The 15,261-nt window shown below is 66.4% G+C and carries 15 protein-coding genes; 2 read left to right on the top strand and 13 right to left on the bottom strand.

Annotated elements, in window-relative coordinates:
* Positions 1-57: 57 nt before the first annotated feature.
* Positions 58-1,113 carry an alpha/beta hydrolase gene (locus IR212_RS12950; protein ID WP_194396298.1) on the top strand — a complete coding sequence of 352 codons (1,056 nt, stop codon included), beginning with the start codon at positions 58-60 and terminating at the stop codon, positions 1,111-1,113.
* 81 nt (positions 1,114-1,194) lie between these two features.
* On the opposite strand, the gene IR212_RS12955 is transcribed toward IR212_RS12950, so the two are convergent.
* The 12 genes from IR212_RS12955 to IR212_RS13010 all read right to left on the bottom strand — a co-directional run bounded on the left by IR212_RS12955 (position 1,195) and on the right by IR212_RS13010 (position 13,686).
* Positions 1,195-2,016, bottom strand: coding sequence for an ABC transporter ATP-binding protein (locus IR212_RS12955; protein WP_194396299.1), 822 nt, complete (start codon positions 2,014-2,016; stop codon positions 1,195-1,197).
* A complete protein-coding gene (locus IR212_RS12960; protein WP_228479315.1) occupies positions 2,000-2,938 on the bottom strand; it encodes an ABC transporter ATP-binding protein in 939 nt (312 codons plus the stop codon). The genes IR212_RS12955 and IR212_RS12960 overlap by 17 nt, the downstream gene beginning before the upstream one ends.
* Positions 2,935-3,873 carry an ABC transporter permease gene (locus IR212_RS12965; protein ID WP_194396300.1) on the bottom strand — a complete coding sequence of 313 codons (939 nt, stop codon included), beginning with the start codon at positions 3,871-3,873 and terminating at the stop codon, positions 2,935-2,937. The genes IR212_RS12960 and IR212_RS12965 overlap by 4 nt, the downstream gene beginning before the upstream one ends.
* Positions 3,870-4,847, bottom strand: a complete 978-nt coding sequence (locus IR212_RS12970) for an ABC transporter permease (protein WP_194396301.1) — start codon at positions 4,845-4,847, stop codon at positions 3,870-3,872. The genes IR212_RS12965 and IR212_RS12970 overlap by 4 nt, the downstream gene beginning before the upstream one ends.
* Before the next feature lie 521 nt (positions 4,848-5,368).
* Positions 5,369-6,376 carry an alpha/beta hydrolase gene (locus tag IR212_RS12975; RefSeq protein WP_194396302.1) on the bottom strand — a complete coding sequence of 336 codons (1,008 nt, stop codon included), beginning with the start codon at positions 6,374-6,376 and terminating at the stop codon, positions 5,369-5,371.
* A 218-nt stretch (positions 6,377-6,594) separates the two neighbouring features.
* A complete protein-coding gene (locus tag IR212_RS12980) occupies positions 6,595-7,542 on the bottom strand; it encodes an alpha/beta fold hydrolase (RefSeq protein WP_194396303.1) in 948 nt (315 codons plus the stop codon).
* A gap of 96 nt (positions 7,543-7,638) precedes the next feature.
* A complete protein-coding gene (locus tag IR212_RS12985) occupies positions 7,639-8,700 on the bottom strand; it encodes an amidohydrolase family protein (RefSeq protein WP_194396304.1) in 1,062 nt (353 codons plus the stop codon).
* On the bottom strand, positions 8,701-9,687 hold the full coding sequence (locus IR212_RS12990; protein WP_194396305.1) for an amidohydrolase family protein: 987 nt from the start codon (positions 9,685-9,687) through the stop codon (positions 8,701-8,703).
* A gap of 167 nt (positions 9,688-9,854) precedes the next feature.
* Positions 9,855-10,871 carry a 4-hydroxy-2-oxovalerate aldolase gene (dmpG, locus tag IR212_RS12995; protein ID WP_194396306.1) on the bottom strand — a complete coding sequence of 339 codons (1,017 nt, stop codon included), beginning with the start codon at positions 10,869-10,871 and terminating at the stop codon, positions 9,855-9,857.
* 1 nt (position 10,872) lies between these two features.
* Positions 10,873-11,826: an acetaldehyde dehydrogenase (acetylating) gene (locus IR212_RS13000; protein WP_194396307.1), complete on the bottom strand. Its 954-nt coding sequence runs from the start codon at positions 11,824-11,826 to the stop codon at positions 10,873-10,875.
* On the bottom strand, positions 11,823-12,731 hold the full coding sequence (locus IR212_RS13005) for an alpha/beta fold hydrolase (RefSeq protein ID WP_194396308.1): 909 nt from the start codon (positions 12,729-12,731) through the stop codon (positions 11,823-11,825). The genes IR212_RS13000 and IR212_RS13005 overlap by 4 nt, the downstream gene beginning before the upstream one ends.
* 61 nt (positions 12,732-12,792) lie before the next feature.
* The gene (locus IR212_RS13010; RefSeq protein WP_194396309.1) at positions 12,793-13,686 is read right to left on the bottom strand and encodes a VOC family protein; all 894 of its coding nucleotides are present in this window, start codon (positions 13,684-13,686) and stop codon (positions 12,793-12,795) included.
* 185 nt (positions 13,687-13,871) lie between these two features.
* On the opposite strand from IR212_RS13010, the gene IR212_RS13015 reads away from it, so the two are divergent.
* On the top strand, positions 13,872-14,678 hold the full coding sequence (locus IR212_RS13015) for a 2-keto-4-pentenoate hydratase (RefSeq protein WP_194396310.1): 807 nt from the start codon (positions 13,872-13,874) through the stop codon (positions 14,676-14,678).
* A gap of 8 nt (positions 14,679-14,686) precedes the next feature.
* Here the strand turns inward: IR212_RS13015 and IR212_RS13020 are convergent, their stop codons facing one another.
* Positions 14,687-15,223, bottom strand: a complete 537-nt coding sequence (locus IR212_RS13020) for a TetR/AcrR family transcriptional regulator (RefSeq protein WP_194396311.1) — start codon at positions 15,221-15,223, stop codon at positions 14,687-14,689.
* Positions 15,224-15,261 lie beyond the last annotated feature (38 nt).

Raw genomic sequence — 15,261 nt, forward strand, 5'->3', positions numbered from 1 at the left:
ATTCAGCGAGAACTGGGCAGACCCGAGCCCGGAAGACCTCCTGGAAGGGCAGACAGAATGACCGACAGCACGACGAGCATCCCCGCGGAATCGTCCCCGGCAGCGCCCACGGAGGCACTGCTCATTCAGGAACAGGGATCCTTCGCGTTCGGTGGAACGGTCGTGGAGCGCCCCGATGGAGCGACGGTGCACACCGATCACGGATATGTCCAGTACCAGATCCCCGTGAACGCCAAGAAGCTCCCGATCGTCATGTGGCACGGCTACGGGCAATCCGCGCGCACGTGGGAGACCACGCCCGACGGCCGCGAGGGCTTCCAGACGCTCTTCCTGCGCCGCGGCTATCCGGTGTACCTCATCGACCAGCCGCGTCGCGGGCGCGCCTCCACCTCGAGCGAGGGGATCTACGTCCCGGGCGCGAACGACGAGGAGTTCTTCTTCACCGACCAGGCGTTCTGGGACGCCTTCCGCATCGGCGAGTGGGATCGCGGCGAACAGCCCCGTTTCCACGCAGGAGTGCAGTTTCCCCAGGATCCGGAGTCGATCTCGCAGTACCTCCGGTCCGGCGCTGCGTCGGTGGGCCCGGACGGCTTCGACGACGCCACGCGCGAGGTGTTCAGCGACGCGGTCGCCGCGCTGTTCGATCGCATCGGGCCGGCGATCCTGCTCATCCATTCGACGTGCGGTGCATTCGGCTGGCGGGCGGCGTCGAAGTCTGAGAACGTCAAGGCCGTCGTCGGGTACGAAATCGGACCCTACTCGTACCCGATCTCCGAGCCGCCCGCCGCCGTGCCGTTCGACATCCCGGAACTGGAGCCCTGGGTCGCGGCCGACCTGATCCCCGATGAAAGCTTCGACCGACTGGCGCGGATCCCGATCCAGATCGTGTGGGGCGACTTCCTGCAGGAGCACGCGTACGAGTGGGCTCCATACGTCGCACGCTCGAAGCAGTTCGTGGCGGCGCTGCGCGAGCGAGGAGGCGACGCTGAGAACCTCTTCCTGCCGGAGATCGGCATCCATGGGAACACGCACTTCCCGTTCTCCGATCTCAACAGCCTCGAGATCGCCGACCAGCTCAGCGCCTGGCTTGCCCGCAAGGGTCTCGACGGCTGACGGTACCCACGCCCCACGAAACAGATGACGGGGGTCGGCCATCGCGACGATGGCCGACCCCCCTCTCTGCTCTCGTCGTTGCTACCCGGTGGGAGCCGTCACAGGAGACGCGTGGAACCGCGCCAGGGCCTGGTCGAGGTCAGGGCTTGCGGCGAGCAGCATCCGTGTGTAGTCGTTCTGCGGATTCTCGAAGATCTCGGCCGTGGGCCCCTCCTCGACGATCACGCCCGACTTCATCACGTAAACGTAGGTCGCGACTTTCTTGACCACCGGCAGATCGTGGGTGATGAAGAGGTAGCCGACACCCAGGCGCTCGCGCATCTCGTCCATCACCTCGAGCACGCCCGCCTTGACCACTGCGTCGAGCGCCGAGACGGCCTCGTCCGCGACGATCAGCTGAGGGCCGACGACGAGGGCCCTCGCGATCAGCACCCGCTGTCGTTGCCCGCCCGACAGCTGGTTGGGCAGTCGATCGATGAAGCCGGCGTCGGTGGGCAGACGAACCAACGACAGGACTTCTTCGATCTTTGCGTCGATCGCCTCGCGCCCCTGAGCAACGCGGTGGAGTCTGATCACGTCGGTGAGTGTTCGGCGGATCGTCTTGCGCGGGTTGAGCGAACCGGACGGATCCTGAAGCACGCACTGGACCGTGCGCGAGAACTCGAGCCGGTCACGGCGATGGATGTCGCGCAGGCTCTCGCCACCGAGCGTGACGGTGCCGCTGTCGGCGCGGATGAGGCCGAGCAGGATGCGCGACAATGTGGACTTGCCGCTGCCGCTCTCGCCCACCACCGCCACGAACTGGCCCGGAGCCACCTCGACGGTCGCGTGGTCCACCGCGATCACGGACCCCCGCCCGTGGCGCGCAGCGTAGGACTTGGTGACATCACTGGCCCGGAGCATCGTCTTCTTCCTTCCATCCGACGGGGTGGAGCATCGCCTCGATGGAACCGCGGAGCGGCGTGTCGTCCGAGAGGCGGCGCACGTGTGCGACGAGCTCGCGCGTGTAAGCCTCCTGGGGATCGGTCAGCACCTGTGCGGTGGTGCCCGTCTCGACCAGGACGCCCTGGCGCATGACGTAGAGCCTTTCGCACATCCGGGCGACGACCGCGAGGTCGTGGGTGATCATGACCAGCGATGCTCCGAGTTCCGAAACGGATCTTTCGAGCGAGGTGAGCACGCGTTCCTGCACCGTGACGTCGAGCGCCGTCGTGGGCTCGTCGGCGATGATCAGACGCGGCTCCTTGGCAAGAGCCATCGCGATGAGAACACGCTGACGCATGCCGCCGCTCAGCTCGTGCGGGTAGGCACGCTGAAGCTGATCGGCGTTCGGCAGTCCCGCCATGTCCATGTAGTGAGCGACCTTCTCGCGCGCCGCCGCCGCCGAGATCGCGCCGGGCCTGTAAGGCAGCGCCTCGCGCACCTGCCGCCCGATGGGCATGGTCGGATTCAGGAAGCTCAGCGGATCCTGGAAGATCATCGAGATGTCGAAGCGGCGGGCACGATCCCACTCGCTCACGCCCGCGTGGACGAACTCCTTTCCGTCGAGCCGGATCGAGCCCGATACCCGAACCCGCCGGTTCTCAGGAAGAAGCCCCGACATCGCGCGGGCGGTGATCGACTTCCCCGATCCCGACTCGCCCACGATCCCGACCCGCTCGCCCGGGCGCACGACGATGTCCATCTGCTTGACCGCGTGCACCTCCGAGCGGGGGCCGGTGGGAAGGTGCACACTCAAGTCGCGGATCTCGACCAGAGGCGTTTGGGCGTCTGCCGGGGCTGCGCCGTTCGTGCGCGTCGCGGAGCGCGTCACGACGCCGCTCACGACTTCACCCGGCTCAGCGTGGGGTTGAGGATGTCGTTCATTGTCTCTCCCAGGCCGTTGACGGCGAGCACGATGAGGAAGATGAGCAGGCCCGGCACGACGGCGAGCCACCACGCGGTCTGCATATACGGTTGCGCCGAGCTGAGCAGCGAACCCCAGCTGGGGGTCTGCGGGTCCGTCAGGCCGATGAATGACAGACCGGATTCGGTGAGGATCGCCAGTGCCGCGGTCATGGTCGCCGAGACGATCACTGGGGGGAGCATGTTGGGCACGGCTTCGGAGACCAGCACCCGCCACTGCGAGAATCCGGCGGCTCGGGCCGATTCGACATAGCCGAGCGTGCTGATGCGGCGCGCTTCGGCCCGGGCGATGCGGGCGACCTGGGGCCACATCGTGATCGCCAGCACCCCGACGACCAGCGGCACGCTCGCGCCGAGGAGGTATGACGCGACGAGTGCGATGATGAGCGCCGGGATCACCTGGAAGAACTCCACCACTTTGGTGAGGACCATGTCCACGGGTCCGCCGTAGAAGCCGGCGATCGCACCGATCACCAGACCGATCGTCAGACACAGGAGGGCAACCGCGATTCCGACGAACACGGTGACGGAACCGCCGGCGAGGACGCGCGCAAGGAAGTCGCGTCCGAGCTGGTCGGTTCCGAGCGGAAACGCCACACTCGGCGGAAGCAGCGGAGGATAGATCGCCGCGATGGGATTGCGCGGGTAGATCAGCGGGCCGATGGTCGAGCCGAGCACGATCAGCGCCATGAAAACGAGGCTGATGATCGCCGAGGGGGTGCGGAAGAGGCGCCGCACCCAGGTCGGTCCGCTGCGGCGGCGAGACGGGCGACCGGGGTCGCCACCGTTCACCGTCGTCGCATGGTCGACGGGCTGCTGCGGCGCACCGTCGAGGATAACGCTTTCGATGGTCATGCTCGTGCCTCCACTCGCCGCGGTGCGCGCAGCCGCGGGTCGGCCCATCCGTAGGCCACGTCGGTGATGATGTTGATGATGATGACGAGCGCCGCGCTGAAGATGACGATCCCCATCACGAGCATCGTGTCGCGCGAGTTGATCGCGTCGTACACGAGGAGTCCCATGCCCGGCCACCCGAATACGCGCTCGACGAAGATCACGCCTGTCACCGCCCACGCAGCGTTGTAGCCGATGATGCTGATCATCGGGAGCATCGAGTTGAGGATGGCGTGGTTTCGAACGACCTGGCTGCGGCTCAGGCCCTTCGACCGCGCGGTGTCGATGTAGTCCTGACCGAGCACCTCGATCGTCGTCGTACGCATCACGCGCACCGTGAAGGCGATCTGTGAGAGCGCGAGAGCGGTGACCGGAAGCACAAGATGCGTGATGGAGACCGGCGCGCTGGTCGTGTAGTCCTTCATTCCTTGCGCGGGAAGCCACCCGAGCCCGATCGAGAAGACGAGCACGAGCATCATTCCGAGCCAAAACGTCGGGATGGAGAATGCCGCGAGCGAGGTGTACGAGATCGTGTTGTCGAGCAGCTTGGAGCGCGTGCGCGCTGCGATCGCACCGAGCGAGATGCCCAGGACAGTCGAGAGGATCAGCGCCGGAACGACGAGATACAGCGTGTTCACGAAGCGCCCGAGAATGATCTCCAGCACGGGCTGGTTCGAGACCGCGGATGTCCCCAAATTGCCCGTCAGCACATTGCCGAGGTAGATCAGCAGCCGCTGGAACACCGGCTCGTTCAGCCCGTAGCGCGCCTCGAGCGCTGCGCGGAACTCCGGGCTGACCGCCGTCTGGCCGATCATCGTGTCGACGACGTTGCCCGGCGCCAACTCCAGTAGGAGAAATACCAGCACGATCGTGACGAGCAGAAGGATCAGTGAGGAGCCAATGAGCTTGGCGTAATGGATCAGCCTGCTGTTCATTCTCGCCGCTGCCTCTCGTGAGACTCGAGTCGTTGAGTGGTCATCTTGTCTTCCTTGCCTGACTGGGGAGGGGCGATGCCGCCGAGCGCCGATCTTGCTGTATAGCGTCTTGCTGCGGTTCGGCGCCGGAGGTCTTACGAGGAAGATCGCCGTGCTGACGGTGCCTCACCGACGCAGTTGCCTCGGAAATGGGTCGGATCGCCGAGAAATCTGTCGGGTGTGCCCGGCGGGTGCCGAGTTGCTAAGAAAGCTACGGACAGCCGCAGAACCGGACGACCGCGCGTTTCGCTGAGTGGTCCCATTGCGCGAGTGGGCGGACAGTGCGGGCACGATGCGGGGGTGATCGATGATCTCAACGGGCCGCGGCATCCACCGCGGGGTGTCTGGACTCCTGCGCACGACGTGACGAGATCCACAGCGCTCCAGCTGATCTCGCGACGACGAAGCATCCCAGAGACGGCGACGACCCGGCTGCGAGGAGCATCGGGCTCCTCGCAGCCGGGCCGTCTCAGTCACTCGCCTTATGCGGAGAGCCCCTTCGCCTCCAACCATGCGCTGAGCGCGTCAGCAACCTCGATGTTGTTGAGATCCGAGAACGGGAAGTGGGAATTGCCCACGATGCCGATCTTGGGCAGCTCCACCAGTTCGGCGTCACCGCCGCGCGTCTTGAGCTCGGAGACCAGCTGTTTCACCCGGCGGATGTACAGCCGCTGCTCCAGGAGCTTGTCCCAGTTGTCCCCCCAGATGATCTGGATCGGAATCCTGGTGAGCCGATCGAACTGCTCATCGGGAACGATGTTGGGCTTCACCCACGGTTCGAGCCACGGTTCCTCACTGATGTCCAGGTACTCGGGCTCGGCACTCTCCGGCAGGATCTGACCGCCGCCGGTCTCGTACGCGGCGATCGCGCGGACGTTGGACGACTTGATCGCCCCGAGCCAGCCGTACTGGCCGCCGTTCGAATGGATGACGAGCACTGCCGGCCCGATCCTGTCGAACAGGGCAGCCATCGCACTCGCCTGCACTTCTCGCACCTCGTCGCTGAAGTCCTCAGGGCCCGTGTTGGGAGTCCCCCAGCGCAGGAACTGGGACAAGGACTCCTCGTCGCGGGGAAATGCCAGATTCTCGAAGAACTCCGGCTGGCCGCCCGGCGCCCAGGTGCCGAGGCGGAACGCTTCGAAGACCGCCTGATCGTTGAAGAAGTTGCCTTCGTCGGTGGCGTCCGGAACGACCTTGCCGGTTACGGTCTGGCCGGCGCGCCCACGGCGGGGCTGGTCGACGATATAGACCGGGTGGCCGCGGCGCAGAAAGATGTTCTGGAAGCCCTCGCGGCCGTCAGGCGTCTGCTCCCACGTTTTTCCGGACTGGCCGAAACCGTGCCAGAGGATGAGAGGCACCTTCGTAGCGCCGGCGGGGATCTGATAGTGCACGTAGCCGTGGTCGCCGTGCATGGTCGTGCCGTCGCCGCGCTGTTCGACGGCACCGCCGAACATGAAGCTGCCCTGCTCTTGAATGACGATGGGTTCCATCGAGGTCCTCCGGGATCATGATCGAGCCGCAATCGGGAACGGTCGACTCGTGAAACCGATACTGAGCGGTTCAGACAGTGTCTACAACACGCGGTTTCATCTGACGGACTGAACGTCTCACAACCGGCCCGGGAGGACCGCCATCAGACGCCGACGGGGAGACCGGGATCGCGGTCACCCTCAGTGCGAACGCCCCCGAGGCCGGTCTCTCGAGTTCCTCAGGCGCCCTTGATGAATTCGATGAGCACCTGGTCGTGCTCTTCGGGCTTCTCCCACTGCGGCCAGTGCGCGGCATCCTTCATGATGTAGTACTGCGCGCCGGGGATCCGGTGCGCGACATACTCTGCGTAGTCGGGTCCGTACCCGGGGTTGAGCTCCGTCCAGAACACGAGCACCTCGTGAGGGAACGAGGCGAGCGTGCTCTCGTCGTGGCGAGGCTGGAACTGCGGTCCGTATTCACCGCCGTCGAGTCGGTAGACCCGCTTCATCGCCTGATGGATCGCGGGGTCCTGGTAGAGCCTCAGTCGGACTTCGACCATCTCGTCCGTCATGCGTGAGGGTTCGCCTACGAGCCAGCTCATCCGCGGCTGCATCGCCTCGAACGACGGATCCGTCACCGACTGCTGCGAGATGCGCTTGAACTCATCCCCCTCCCCCGCACGGATGACGAAGTCGGACTTGTCGAGCTTCACACGCCCGACGGCCGTGTTAAGGATGAGCTTGCCGCACAGCTCGGGGTAGCGGAGGCCGAACTCGAACAGGATCGAAGCCCCGAGCGACTCGCCCTCGATGTGGGCCTTCTCGTAGCCGAGCGCGCGCACGAGATCGGCGAGCGCGTCGGCCTGCAGGTCGAGCTCGGTGTCGGGGTTCCATGGCTCCTTGTCGGTGTAGCCGTGGAAGAGCGCGTCGATCGCGACCACGTGGAAGCCATGCGCGGCGAGGTTGTGCATGTTCCGCGCGAAGGTCTCCGCATGCCCACCCATCCCGTGGATGAGGATCAGTGGTTCCGCGGCATCGTTGTCGAACCCGGACTCGATGATCCGGTGGCGCCACTTCTCGCCTTGCACGAACCGGGTCTGCGTGCCGAGGAGCTCCACAGCGATCGACTTCCACTCGTCGAGCGGCTTGGGGATCGGTGTGTTCTTCAGGATGAGTTCAGTAGCCACAGCGGCCCTCTCTTGCTCAGACCGCGCCCACAGTGGATCGGCGATCGGTGTCGAATGTGCGGATGGCCCGCCGACCGGACCGGAGATGCGTCGTCCTCACGCTGGTACACGTCCATGACTCCATGGCGCACGCAGGCCCTCGGCGCGCACGATGTGCGCGATGTCATCGTCGCGGATCACGGAGAGCCGCTCCGGAACGTCGATGCCGTGCAGCCGCGCGAAGTTCAGCCCGAGGATGCCGCGTTTCGTCTGTTCGCTGAGCTCGGGATAGCCGCGTCGCGTGAGGCCGGCGGGCATCTCGAAATCCCACATCGCCTCGATCACCGGGCGTGGGTGGGCGGACGGGACCCCGCTGCCGAACAGCAGTCGGTCCGCTCCCCCGGCTCGGGCCAGGGCGCCGACGATGCGTCCGAACTTTCCCGGGCGACGCATGACGTAGAGCATAGATGCCTCGAGATTGACCCAGACGTTGGGATACCGGTCCATCTGAGAGGCGGTCTCCTCCAGCATGCCGTAGCCGCCGTGCACCACTTCGAACTGCAGGTCGGGGAAGTCGCGAGCCGCGTAGTCGAGATCGCCGGGCCGGTAGGGATCCATCGGGGCGAGCCCTTCGGGCAGCCCCTTGTGCACCGCGATGACCGTGACGCCCAGTTCACCGCAGCGCTCCAACACGGGATACATGAGCTCCCGGTCATGCAGCGGCAGCTCGCGCGGCGACCCATCGATGAAGTCCCACGGTCGCACGCCGAGACCGACGATGCCGAACTCGTCCACCTGCCGTTCGAGCTCGGCGATGCGAGCGTCGGCATCGGGCTCTGACGTCAGCGCACCGTAGAGAAGTGTGCGGTCGGGATGGCGACGACGAAGTTCGGCGCCGATGCCGATCGGCGAGTACTCGCGCCCGTACAGCTCCGCGCTGTGGAAGCACGTGATGTCGACCGGGCTCTCGAGGAACAGCGTGTCGATGAGCGCCTCGAGCGAGAACGCCTGCTGGTAGCGATCCCGCTCGAGCAGGAATTCGCTCGGCACGAGCCCCTCAACGACACTGAGGTCCTTATCCGCCATCGCTTGCGTCAACTCGCTCTGCTCACGCGCCTCCCCGCCGTAGTCGATGGCGAGGGAGAGTCCGTCGGCGATGAAGACGTCATCGTGCAGCATTCAGCGCACCAGCCCAGCATCCACGATCGCGAACGAGTCCGCGCCCCCGCGCAGATCCAGTCCGTGCAGCCGCGCGGCGTTTCCGCCGAGGAGACCGGTGCGCAGTGCGTCGGTCATCTCGAAGTAGCCCTCGTCCACCATGTCTGTCGGCATGCGGAAGGTCCGTAAGGCGTCGAGGAGCGGTCTGGGGTGCCCGAGTGCGCCGCTTCCGAACACGACTCGGTCCGCCGCGCCGTGGAGCCCGAACTCGCCGAGCACCTCCGCGAGCCGCCGCGGCTGACGCATCGCGAAATGGTTGGTGGTGGCGAGGTTCGCCCACACGTTCGTGAAGCGTGCCATCTGCAGAGCGAATTCGTCGAGGAACGTCAGTCCCGCGTGCACGACCTCGAACGACAGCTGCGGGAAGTCGCGAGCGGCGTAGTCGAGGTCGGCGACGCGATAGGGATCCATCGGGTCCAGTCCACGGGGATTGCCCTTGCGCACCGAGACCACCTTCAGCCCCAGTGCGCCGCACCTCTCGAGGAGGGGGTAGATCTCCGCCTCGTCGGCGAGCGAGTAGCTGCGGTCCACGCCGTCGATCAAACGGTACTGGTCCAGGCTGATGCCGACAGCCCCGGACTCGGCAGCCCGGTCGAGATCATCGAGCGCGCGGGCGATGCCGAAGAACGGATCGATCCCCGCCATCACGAGCACGCGACCGGGGAAGCGCTCCCGAAATGCGGCGACCTCCCAACGAACGGTAGCGGTGGCCGGGGAGTGCACGACGGCGATGTCGACGCCCGCGTCCCCGAAAAGGCGGGTCGCCAGGTCGTCGTAGTTGAGCGGCGCGGCCAGCTGCTCCGGCGTCGAACGCCATTCGGACGCGTACAGCTCCCGCTGCAGACGCCATTCGCGGTCGAGCGCCGCGGCGGCCGAGGCTTCTCCGCGGCGGTCCGCGCCGTAGTCCGGCAACTCGACGAAGCCGTCGATGATGACTGGTGTGCTCAAGGGTTGGGGCTCTTTCGTCTCGCAAGGTCGGGTCCCCGCCGCGATTCTCCCTCGGACTGCGGCAGATTGCCCGCGTTGAGAACCTACGACCGATGTTTCCGGCTACCCGCATCCGCGGTCCGCTGGCCGAGATCGGCGGCGGCCTCGCGAGGTCGCCGCCGACCCTGTCAGTCTCGCGCCGCGACGAGGTCGAGCGACACGTCCACGATCATGTCTTCCTGACCCCCGACCAGACCGCGCCGCCCGCACTCGAGGAGGATCTGGCGCACGTCGAGCTGATAGGTGCGCGCGGCCGTCTCGGCGTGCCGCAGGAAGCTGGAGTAAACCCCTCCGTAACCGAGCGTGAGAGTTTCGCGATCGACGCGGACCGGCCGATCCTGCAGCGGGCGCACGAGGTCCTCCGCGGCATCTTGGAGCGCGAAGAGGTCGCAGCCATGCTCGAACCCGTACAGATCCGCCACGGCGACGAACGCCTCGATAGGGCAGTTCCCGGCGCCGGCGCCGTGTCCGGCGAGCGACGCGTCGACCCGGTAGACACCGTTCTGCACGGCGACGACCGAGTTGGCGACCGACAGCGAGAGGTTCTCGTGCGCGTGGATGCCGATCTCGGTGGCATCGTTGGCGAGGGCGTCCCGGTACGCCCGCACGCGGGCCGCCACATCGTCCATCGTGAGGCGACCGCCGGAGTCGGTGACGTAGACGCAGTGGGCGCCGTACGACTCCATCAGCCGCGCCTGGGCCGCAAGCTCCTGCGGCGGGAGCATGTGCGACAGCATCAGGAATCCCGAGACGTCCATGCCGAGTTCGCGCGCGGCCGCGATGTGCTGCGCCGAGATGTCGGCTTCGGTGCAGTGAGTGGCGACGCGGACAGAGCGAACGCCGAGATCGTAGGCGCGCTTCAGGTCGTGGATCGTCCCCACGCCCGGAAGCAGGAGCGTCGTCAGTCGCGCGCGTTGGAGCACGGATGCCGCGGCTTCGATCCACTCCCAATCACTGTGCGATCCGGGGCCGTAGTTGAGCGAGCCTCCGGCAAGGCCGTCGCCATGCGCCACTTCGATCGCGTCGACCCCCGCGGCGTCGAGCGCGGAGACGATCGTCTTCACATCGGCAGGCGTGATCCGATGACGGACGGCGTGCATACCGTCGCGAAGCGTGACGTCCTGCACGAAGATCTTGGGGGTCATGTCACACACCGGCCTTTGCTGCTGTCGCGATCCGCTCAGCCGTTTGCACCGCGGCGGAAGTCATGATGTCGAGGTTTCCCGCATAGGCGGGCAGATAATGGGCGGCGCCTTCGACCTCGAGCATCACCGTTACCTGGTGGCTCGGGCGGGCGCTCGCATCGCCCTCCGCCAGGAGGGTCTCGACGGGCTGATCGTCGGGTATCGGCGCGATGACGACGTCCTGCTTCAAGCGATAGCCCGGCACGTAGGCGGCCACCGCGGCGAGCATCTCTTGGATGCTCGTGACGATACGCGCGAGGTCCCTCTCGTGGTCGACGCGCACGAGGGCCAGAACGGTGTCGCGCATCATGAGCGGAGGCTCGGCCGGATTGAGGATGATGATCGCGCGACCTCGGCCCGCACCGCCCACCTGCTCGATGGCGGCAGAGGTGGTGTCGGTGAACTCGTCGATGTTCGCGCGCGTGCCCGGCCCGGCACTGCGCGAAGCGATCGAGGCGACGATCTCCGCGTATGCGACGGGCACCACGCGGCTGATCGCCGCGACGACGGGAATGGTCGCCTGTCCGCCGCACGTCACCATGTTGATGTTGGGCGCGTCAGAATGCTCGTCGAGGTTGACCGCGGGCACAACGTAGGGACCGATCGCCGCCGGTGTCAGATCGATCAGTCGCTTGCCGTACGGAGCGAGGGCGCCGGCGTTGTGCACATGCGCCTTGGCGCTCGTCGCGTCGAACACGATCTCGATCTCATCGAAGCCCGGCATCGCGATGAGCCCCTCCACGCCCTCGTGCGTGATCGGCACTCCAAGTCGGCTCGCCCGTGCCAGGCCGTCCGAGGCGGCATCGATGCCGACCATGGCACCCATCTCCAGGTTCTCCGCGCCTCGGAGCACCTTGAACATCAGATCGGTTCCGATGTTTCCGGACCCGATGATCGCGACCTTCGTCTTGCTCATCCGTCGATTCCTCCATCTCCGGCTGTGATGCCGGACGTTTGCGGGGTGTGCGGCCGATCGACATGACGCAGGAATCGCAGCAGGTGCGATGCGTATCGATCCGGTGCCTCGATCGTGGGAAGGTGGCCGACTCCCTTGAGGATCACGGCCTCCGCATCGTCGAGGTGGGCGAGGAACCCGAGCGTGTGCTCGATCGGCACGACGCGGTCCTCGCGACCCGAGATGACGAGGGCGGGAACCGAGATCGTTCGCGCCAGCCGGGGCTCTTTCGCGAATCCGGTCGAAGCCTGGAACGCCGCGAGGTGGTCGGGGGCAGCATCCGCCACCCTCTCCAGCTCGGCGATGAGTTCGTCGGAGGCGTGAGTGGGATCATGGAAGAGAGTGCGGACGAACATCCGCAGGTTGTCCGCGGTGGGGGCCAGTTCGTAGGCGATGCCCGCCCACACGCCTTCTTCCGGGGCAGGCGCGAGAAGGTTGCGGAAAGTCGGATCCGGCACGTGCGATGAGCCGATTACGAGGCTGCGCGTGAGCTCGGGATGATCCTGCGCGAAGACGAAGGCGGAGCTTCCCCCCGTGGAGGTGCCCACGACGTGGACCGAGCCGATGTCGAGGTACCGCAGGAGCCCCGCGGCGAGATCTGATCCGAGCCGGTAGGCGAAGCCCTCTTCGATCACAGGGCCCGTGCGGCCGTAATTGGGCAGATCGATCGCGATCACCCGGTAGTACTGTGCGAGCTCGCTGATGACGTCGCGCCACGTGATCCACGCCGTCATTCCGGGTTGCGGGCCCCACCCGGGGAACAGCAGCACCGGCTCACCGGATCCGTGGTCGTGGAAGTGCACGCTCACTCCGTCGATCACCACGATGTGCGCGGTTGCTCGCTCGAGCTCCGGATTCAAGGTCATAGCAGCATCCCTCAGACATGCGACCGGGCGCGCTCCCTCGGGAGCCCGCCCGGTCCCGGCATCAGCCGTAGTAGTTGCCGACGATCTGGTGGCCCCAGATGTCGGGCCAGTCGTAGTGGCCGACGATCCAGTTGTCCTCGTCGACGAGACGCCCGAGCGCGCCGTACTCCATGGCCGTGCCCGAGGGGTTCACGATGTAGAACGACGTGACGTGGTCGTTGATGTGCTTTCCGAGGTCAGTCACGATCTCGATGCCACGCTCCTTGACACGGTCGAGGGCTAGCCCCACCATCTCCAGCGTCTCCACCTGCACCATGAAGTGATCGAACCAGGTGGTGTGGCCTTCGTTGTGGCTCAGCCCATACGCGAAGCTGTGATGACGTCCGTTGGCTCGTACGAATGTGTCGCCCTTGCCGCCGCGGACGGCGACGGTGTCGCTGATCCGCAGGCCCAGGATGTCGAGGTAGAAGCGGTCCGCTGCGTCGTAGTCGGGGAAGAGGATGCCGTGGTGACCATAGCCGAGGTCCCCCGGGCTCTTGTCGGAGGTGACGAACTTGGCTCCCGTCGGCGACACGAAGGGATCCCGCGGGCTGAAGGCGCCGTAGAAGATCTCCACCTGGGTTCCACCCGGGTCCTGGCACCTCAGCAGGCCGCGCACGCCTCGGCGGTCGGCGAGTTCCTTGTCGTCGACATACTCGACGCCGAACTCCTCGAGCTTCGCAGCCATCGCCGCGAAATCGTCCTTGTTCGCCACTTCCCAGCCGCTGTAGGCGTGACCGCCCTCGCCCTTCTCGATCGAGACGCGCCAGTCGCGCTCATCGATGCGCAGACGCAGCTCGTCGTCGGTCGAGCTGGAGGAGATCGCCATTCCGAGGACCTCGGTGGCGAACGTGCGCCATTCGTCGAGATCGGTGGCGGTCAACCCGATGTAGCCGTTTGCGATGACTCGCACCATGGAGCAGTGTCCCTTCATCGGCGGAGGGGAAAGCCCGCCGCAGCCCGTCGTTCGGTGTCACGACGCTACAGACGCTGAGCCGCAGGACATGTCTCAGCAGTCCGACCAGCGGACCGCGGATCGACGCTTCACTGAGCGGACCCGGATCCTGCGCGGCACCGGCGTGATGGCGCAGGATGTCGATCATGCCAACGCTTCAGCATCCTCTCGCGGACGACCGCGACGTCATCGCCGCCGCCGATCGCCTCGAACGCGCATCCGCATCGGGCGAGCTCAGCGCTCCCGTGCGCGACCTGCTCGGACCAGCCGACATCGAGCGCGCATATGCCGTACAACATCTCCTCCGGACGCGTCGCGAGGCGGCGGGCGCGCGCGTAGTCGGCCGCAAGGTCGGCCTCACCTCGATCGCGGTCCAGCAGCAGCTCGGCGTGGACCAGCCCGACTTCGGCTACCTCTTCGATGACATGGACGTGGAGGACGGCGGGAAGATCCGGTTCGGCGACATCCTCCAGCCACGCGTCGAGGCCGAACTCGCCTTCGTGCTCGCTCGCGACCTGGCCGAAGGCCCGCTCGATGATGACCAGGTGCGTGCGGCCGTCGACTACGCGGCCCCGGCGATCGAGATCTGCGGAAGCCGCATCCAGAACTGGGACATCCGCTTGACTGACACCGTCGCCGACAACGCTTCCGCGGGCGGATTCGTCATCGGTGCCGCGCGCGTCCCACTTGATGAGCTCGACACGACCTCGGTGCAGATGACGATGACCGTCGACGGCGAGATCGTCTCGACGGGCAGCGGGGCCGACTGCATGGGCGACCCGCTCGCAGCGTTGGCATGGCTCGCGCGCACCGCGCGGGATCTCGGCGACCCGCTGCGGGCCGGCCAGGTCGTGCTGTCCGGCGCTCTCGGCGCAATGCGCCCTGTCATCGCCGGCTCGGTCGTGCGAGCCGAGCTGTCGGGACTCGGCTCGGTCGAGATCTCGTTCGACTGACGCGCCGCTCAGCGCTGCGCGTCGGCGACGAGTTGGAGCACCTCGCGCAGACGCGCGAGGATGCCGGTGGTGGTCTCCGGCGAATCCAGCAGCATGTGCTGCAGCGCCAAGCCGTCGGCCACGGCGATGACCAGCCGCGCGAGCGACAAGTCGCCATCGCTCACGCCCAATGCTGCAAGCTGGGCACCGATCCCCTCGACCGACACCTCCTGCTGCTCGCGGACCGGCTCGATCTCGTACTCGCCGCGGATCCCCGCGAGGATGTAATCGTAGATGAGCAGGCGAGAGAGGTCACCGCGCCGCCGCTCGTCCGTCAGCTGATGCTCAAGGTTGCCGAAGAAGCCTTCGATCGACTCGTTGTCGGCGACGAGTCCGGCGATGTCCTTCTTCGAGCGCATGAGCAGCGCCTCGGTCATCAGCGCGTGACGCGTGCCGAAGTGATGGCGCACCAGGCTGTGCGCCACGCCCGCGGCGTCGGCGACGGACCGTAAGGTCACCGCCGCCTGACCGTCGCGCGCCGCGATGTCGACGGCGGCCTCAAGCATCCTGATCCGTGTCGCTTCAGCGTCGCGGCGATGGGCTC

It is taken from the genome of Microbacterium atlanticum (assembly GCF_015277815.1).
GTDB classification, from domain to species: Bacteria; Actinomycetota; Actinomycetes; order Actinomycetales; family Microbacteriaceae; genus Microbacterium; species Microbacterium atlanticum.

What these genes read in the sequence shown, in the direction of transcription:
- IR212_RS13005 (WP_194396308.1), bottom strand. Translation starts at nt 12,731, where the DNA reads ATGACCTTGAATCCGGAGCTCGAGCGAGCAACCGCGCACATCGTGGTG.
- IR212_RS12970 (WP_194396301.1), bottom strand. Translation starts at nt 4,847, where the DNA reads ATGAACAGCAGGCTGATCCATTACGCCAAGCTCATTGGCTCCTCACTG.
- IR212_RS12975 (WP_194396302.1), bottom strand. Translation starts at nt 6,376, where the DNA reads ATGGAACCCATCGTCATTCAAGAGCAGGGCAGCTTCATGTTCGGCGGT.
- IR212_RS12985 (WP_194396304.1), bottom strand. Translation starts at nt 8,700, where the DNA reads ATGCTGCACGATGACGTCTTCATCGCCGACGGACTCTCCCTCGCCATC.
- IR212_RS13010 (WP_194396309.1), bottom strand. Translation starts at nt 13,686, where the DNA reads ATGGTGCGAGTCATCGCAAACGGCTACATCGGGTTGACCGCCACCGAT.
- dmpG (WP_194396306.1), bottom strand. Translation starts at nt 10,871, where the DNA reads ATGACCCCCAAGATCTTCGTGCAGGACGTCACGCTTCGCGACGGTATG.
- IR212_RS12955 (WP_194396299.1), bottom strand. Translation starts at nt 2,016, where the DNA reads ATGCTCCGGGCCAGTGATGTCACCAAGTCCTACGCTGCGCGCCACGGG.
- IR212_RS12950 (WP_194396298.1), top strand. Translation starts at nt 58, where the DNA reads ATGACCGACAGCACGACGAGCATCCCCGCGGAATCGTCCCCGGCAGCG.
- IR212_RS13020 (WP_194396311.1), bottom strand. Translation starts at nt 15,223, where the DNA reads ATGCTTGAGGCCGCCGTCGACATCGCGGCGCGCGACGGTCAGGCGGCG.
- IR212_RS13000 (WP_194396307.1), bottom strand. Translation starts at nt 11,826, where the DNA reads ATGAGCAAGACGAAGGTCGCGATCATCGGGTCCGGAAACATCGGAACC.
- IR212_RS12965 (WP_194396300.1), bottom strand. Translation starts at nt 3,873, where the DNA reads ATGACCATCGAAAGCGTTATCCTCGACGGTGCGCCGCAGCAGCCCGTC.
- IR212_RS13015 (WP_194396310.1), top strand. Translation starts at nt 13,872, where the DNA reads ATGCCAACGCTTCAGCATCCTCTCGCGGACGACCGCGACGTCATCGCC.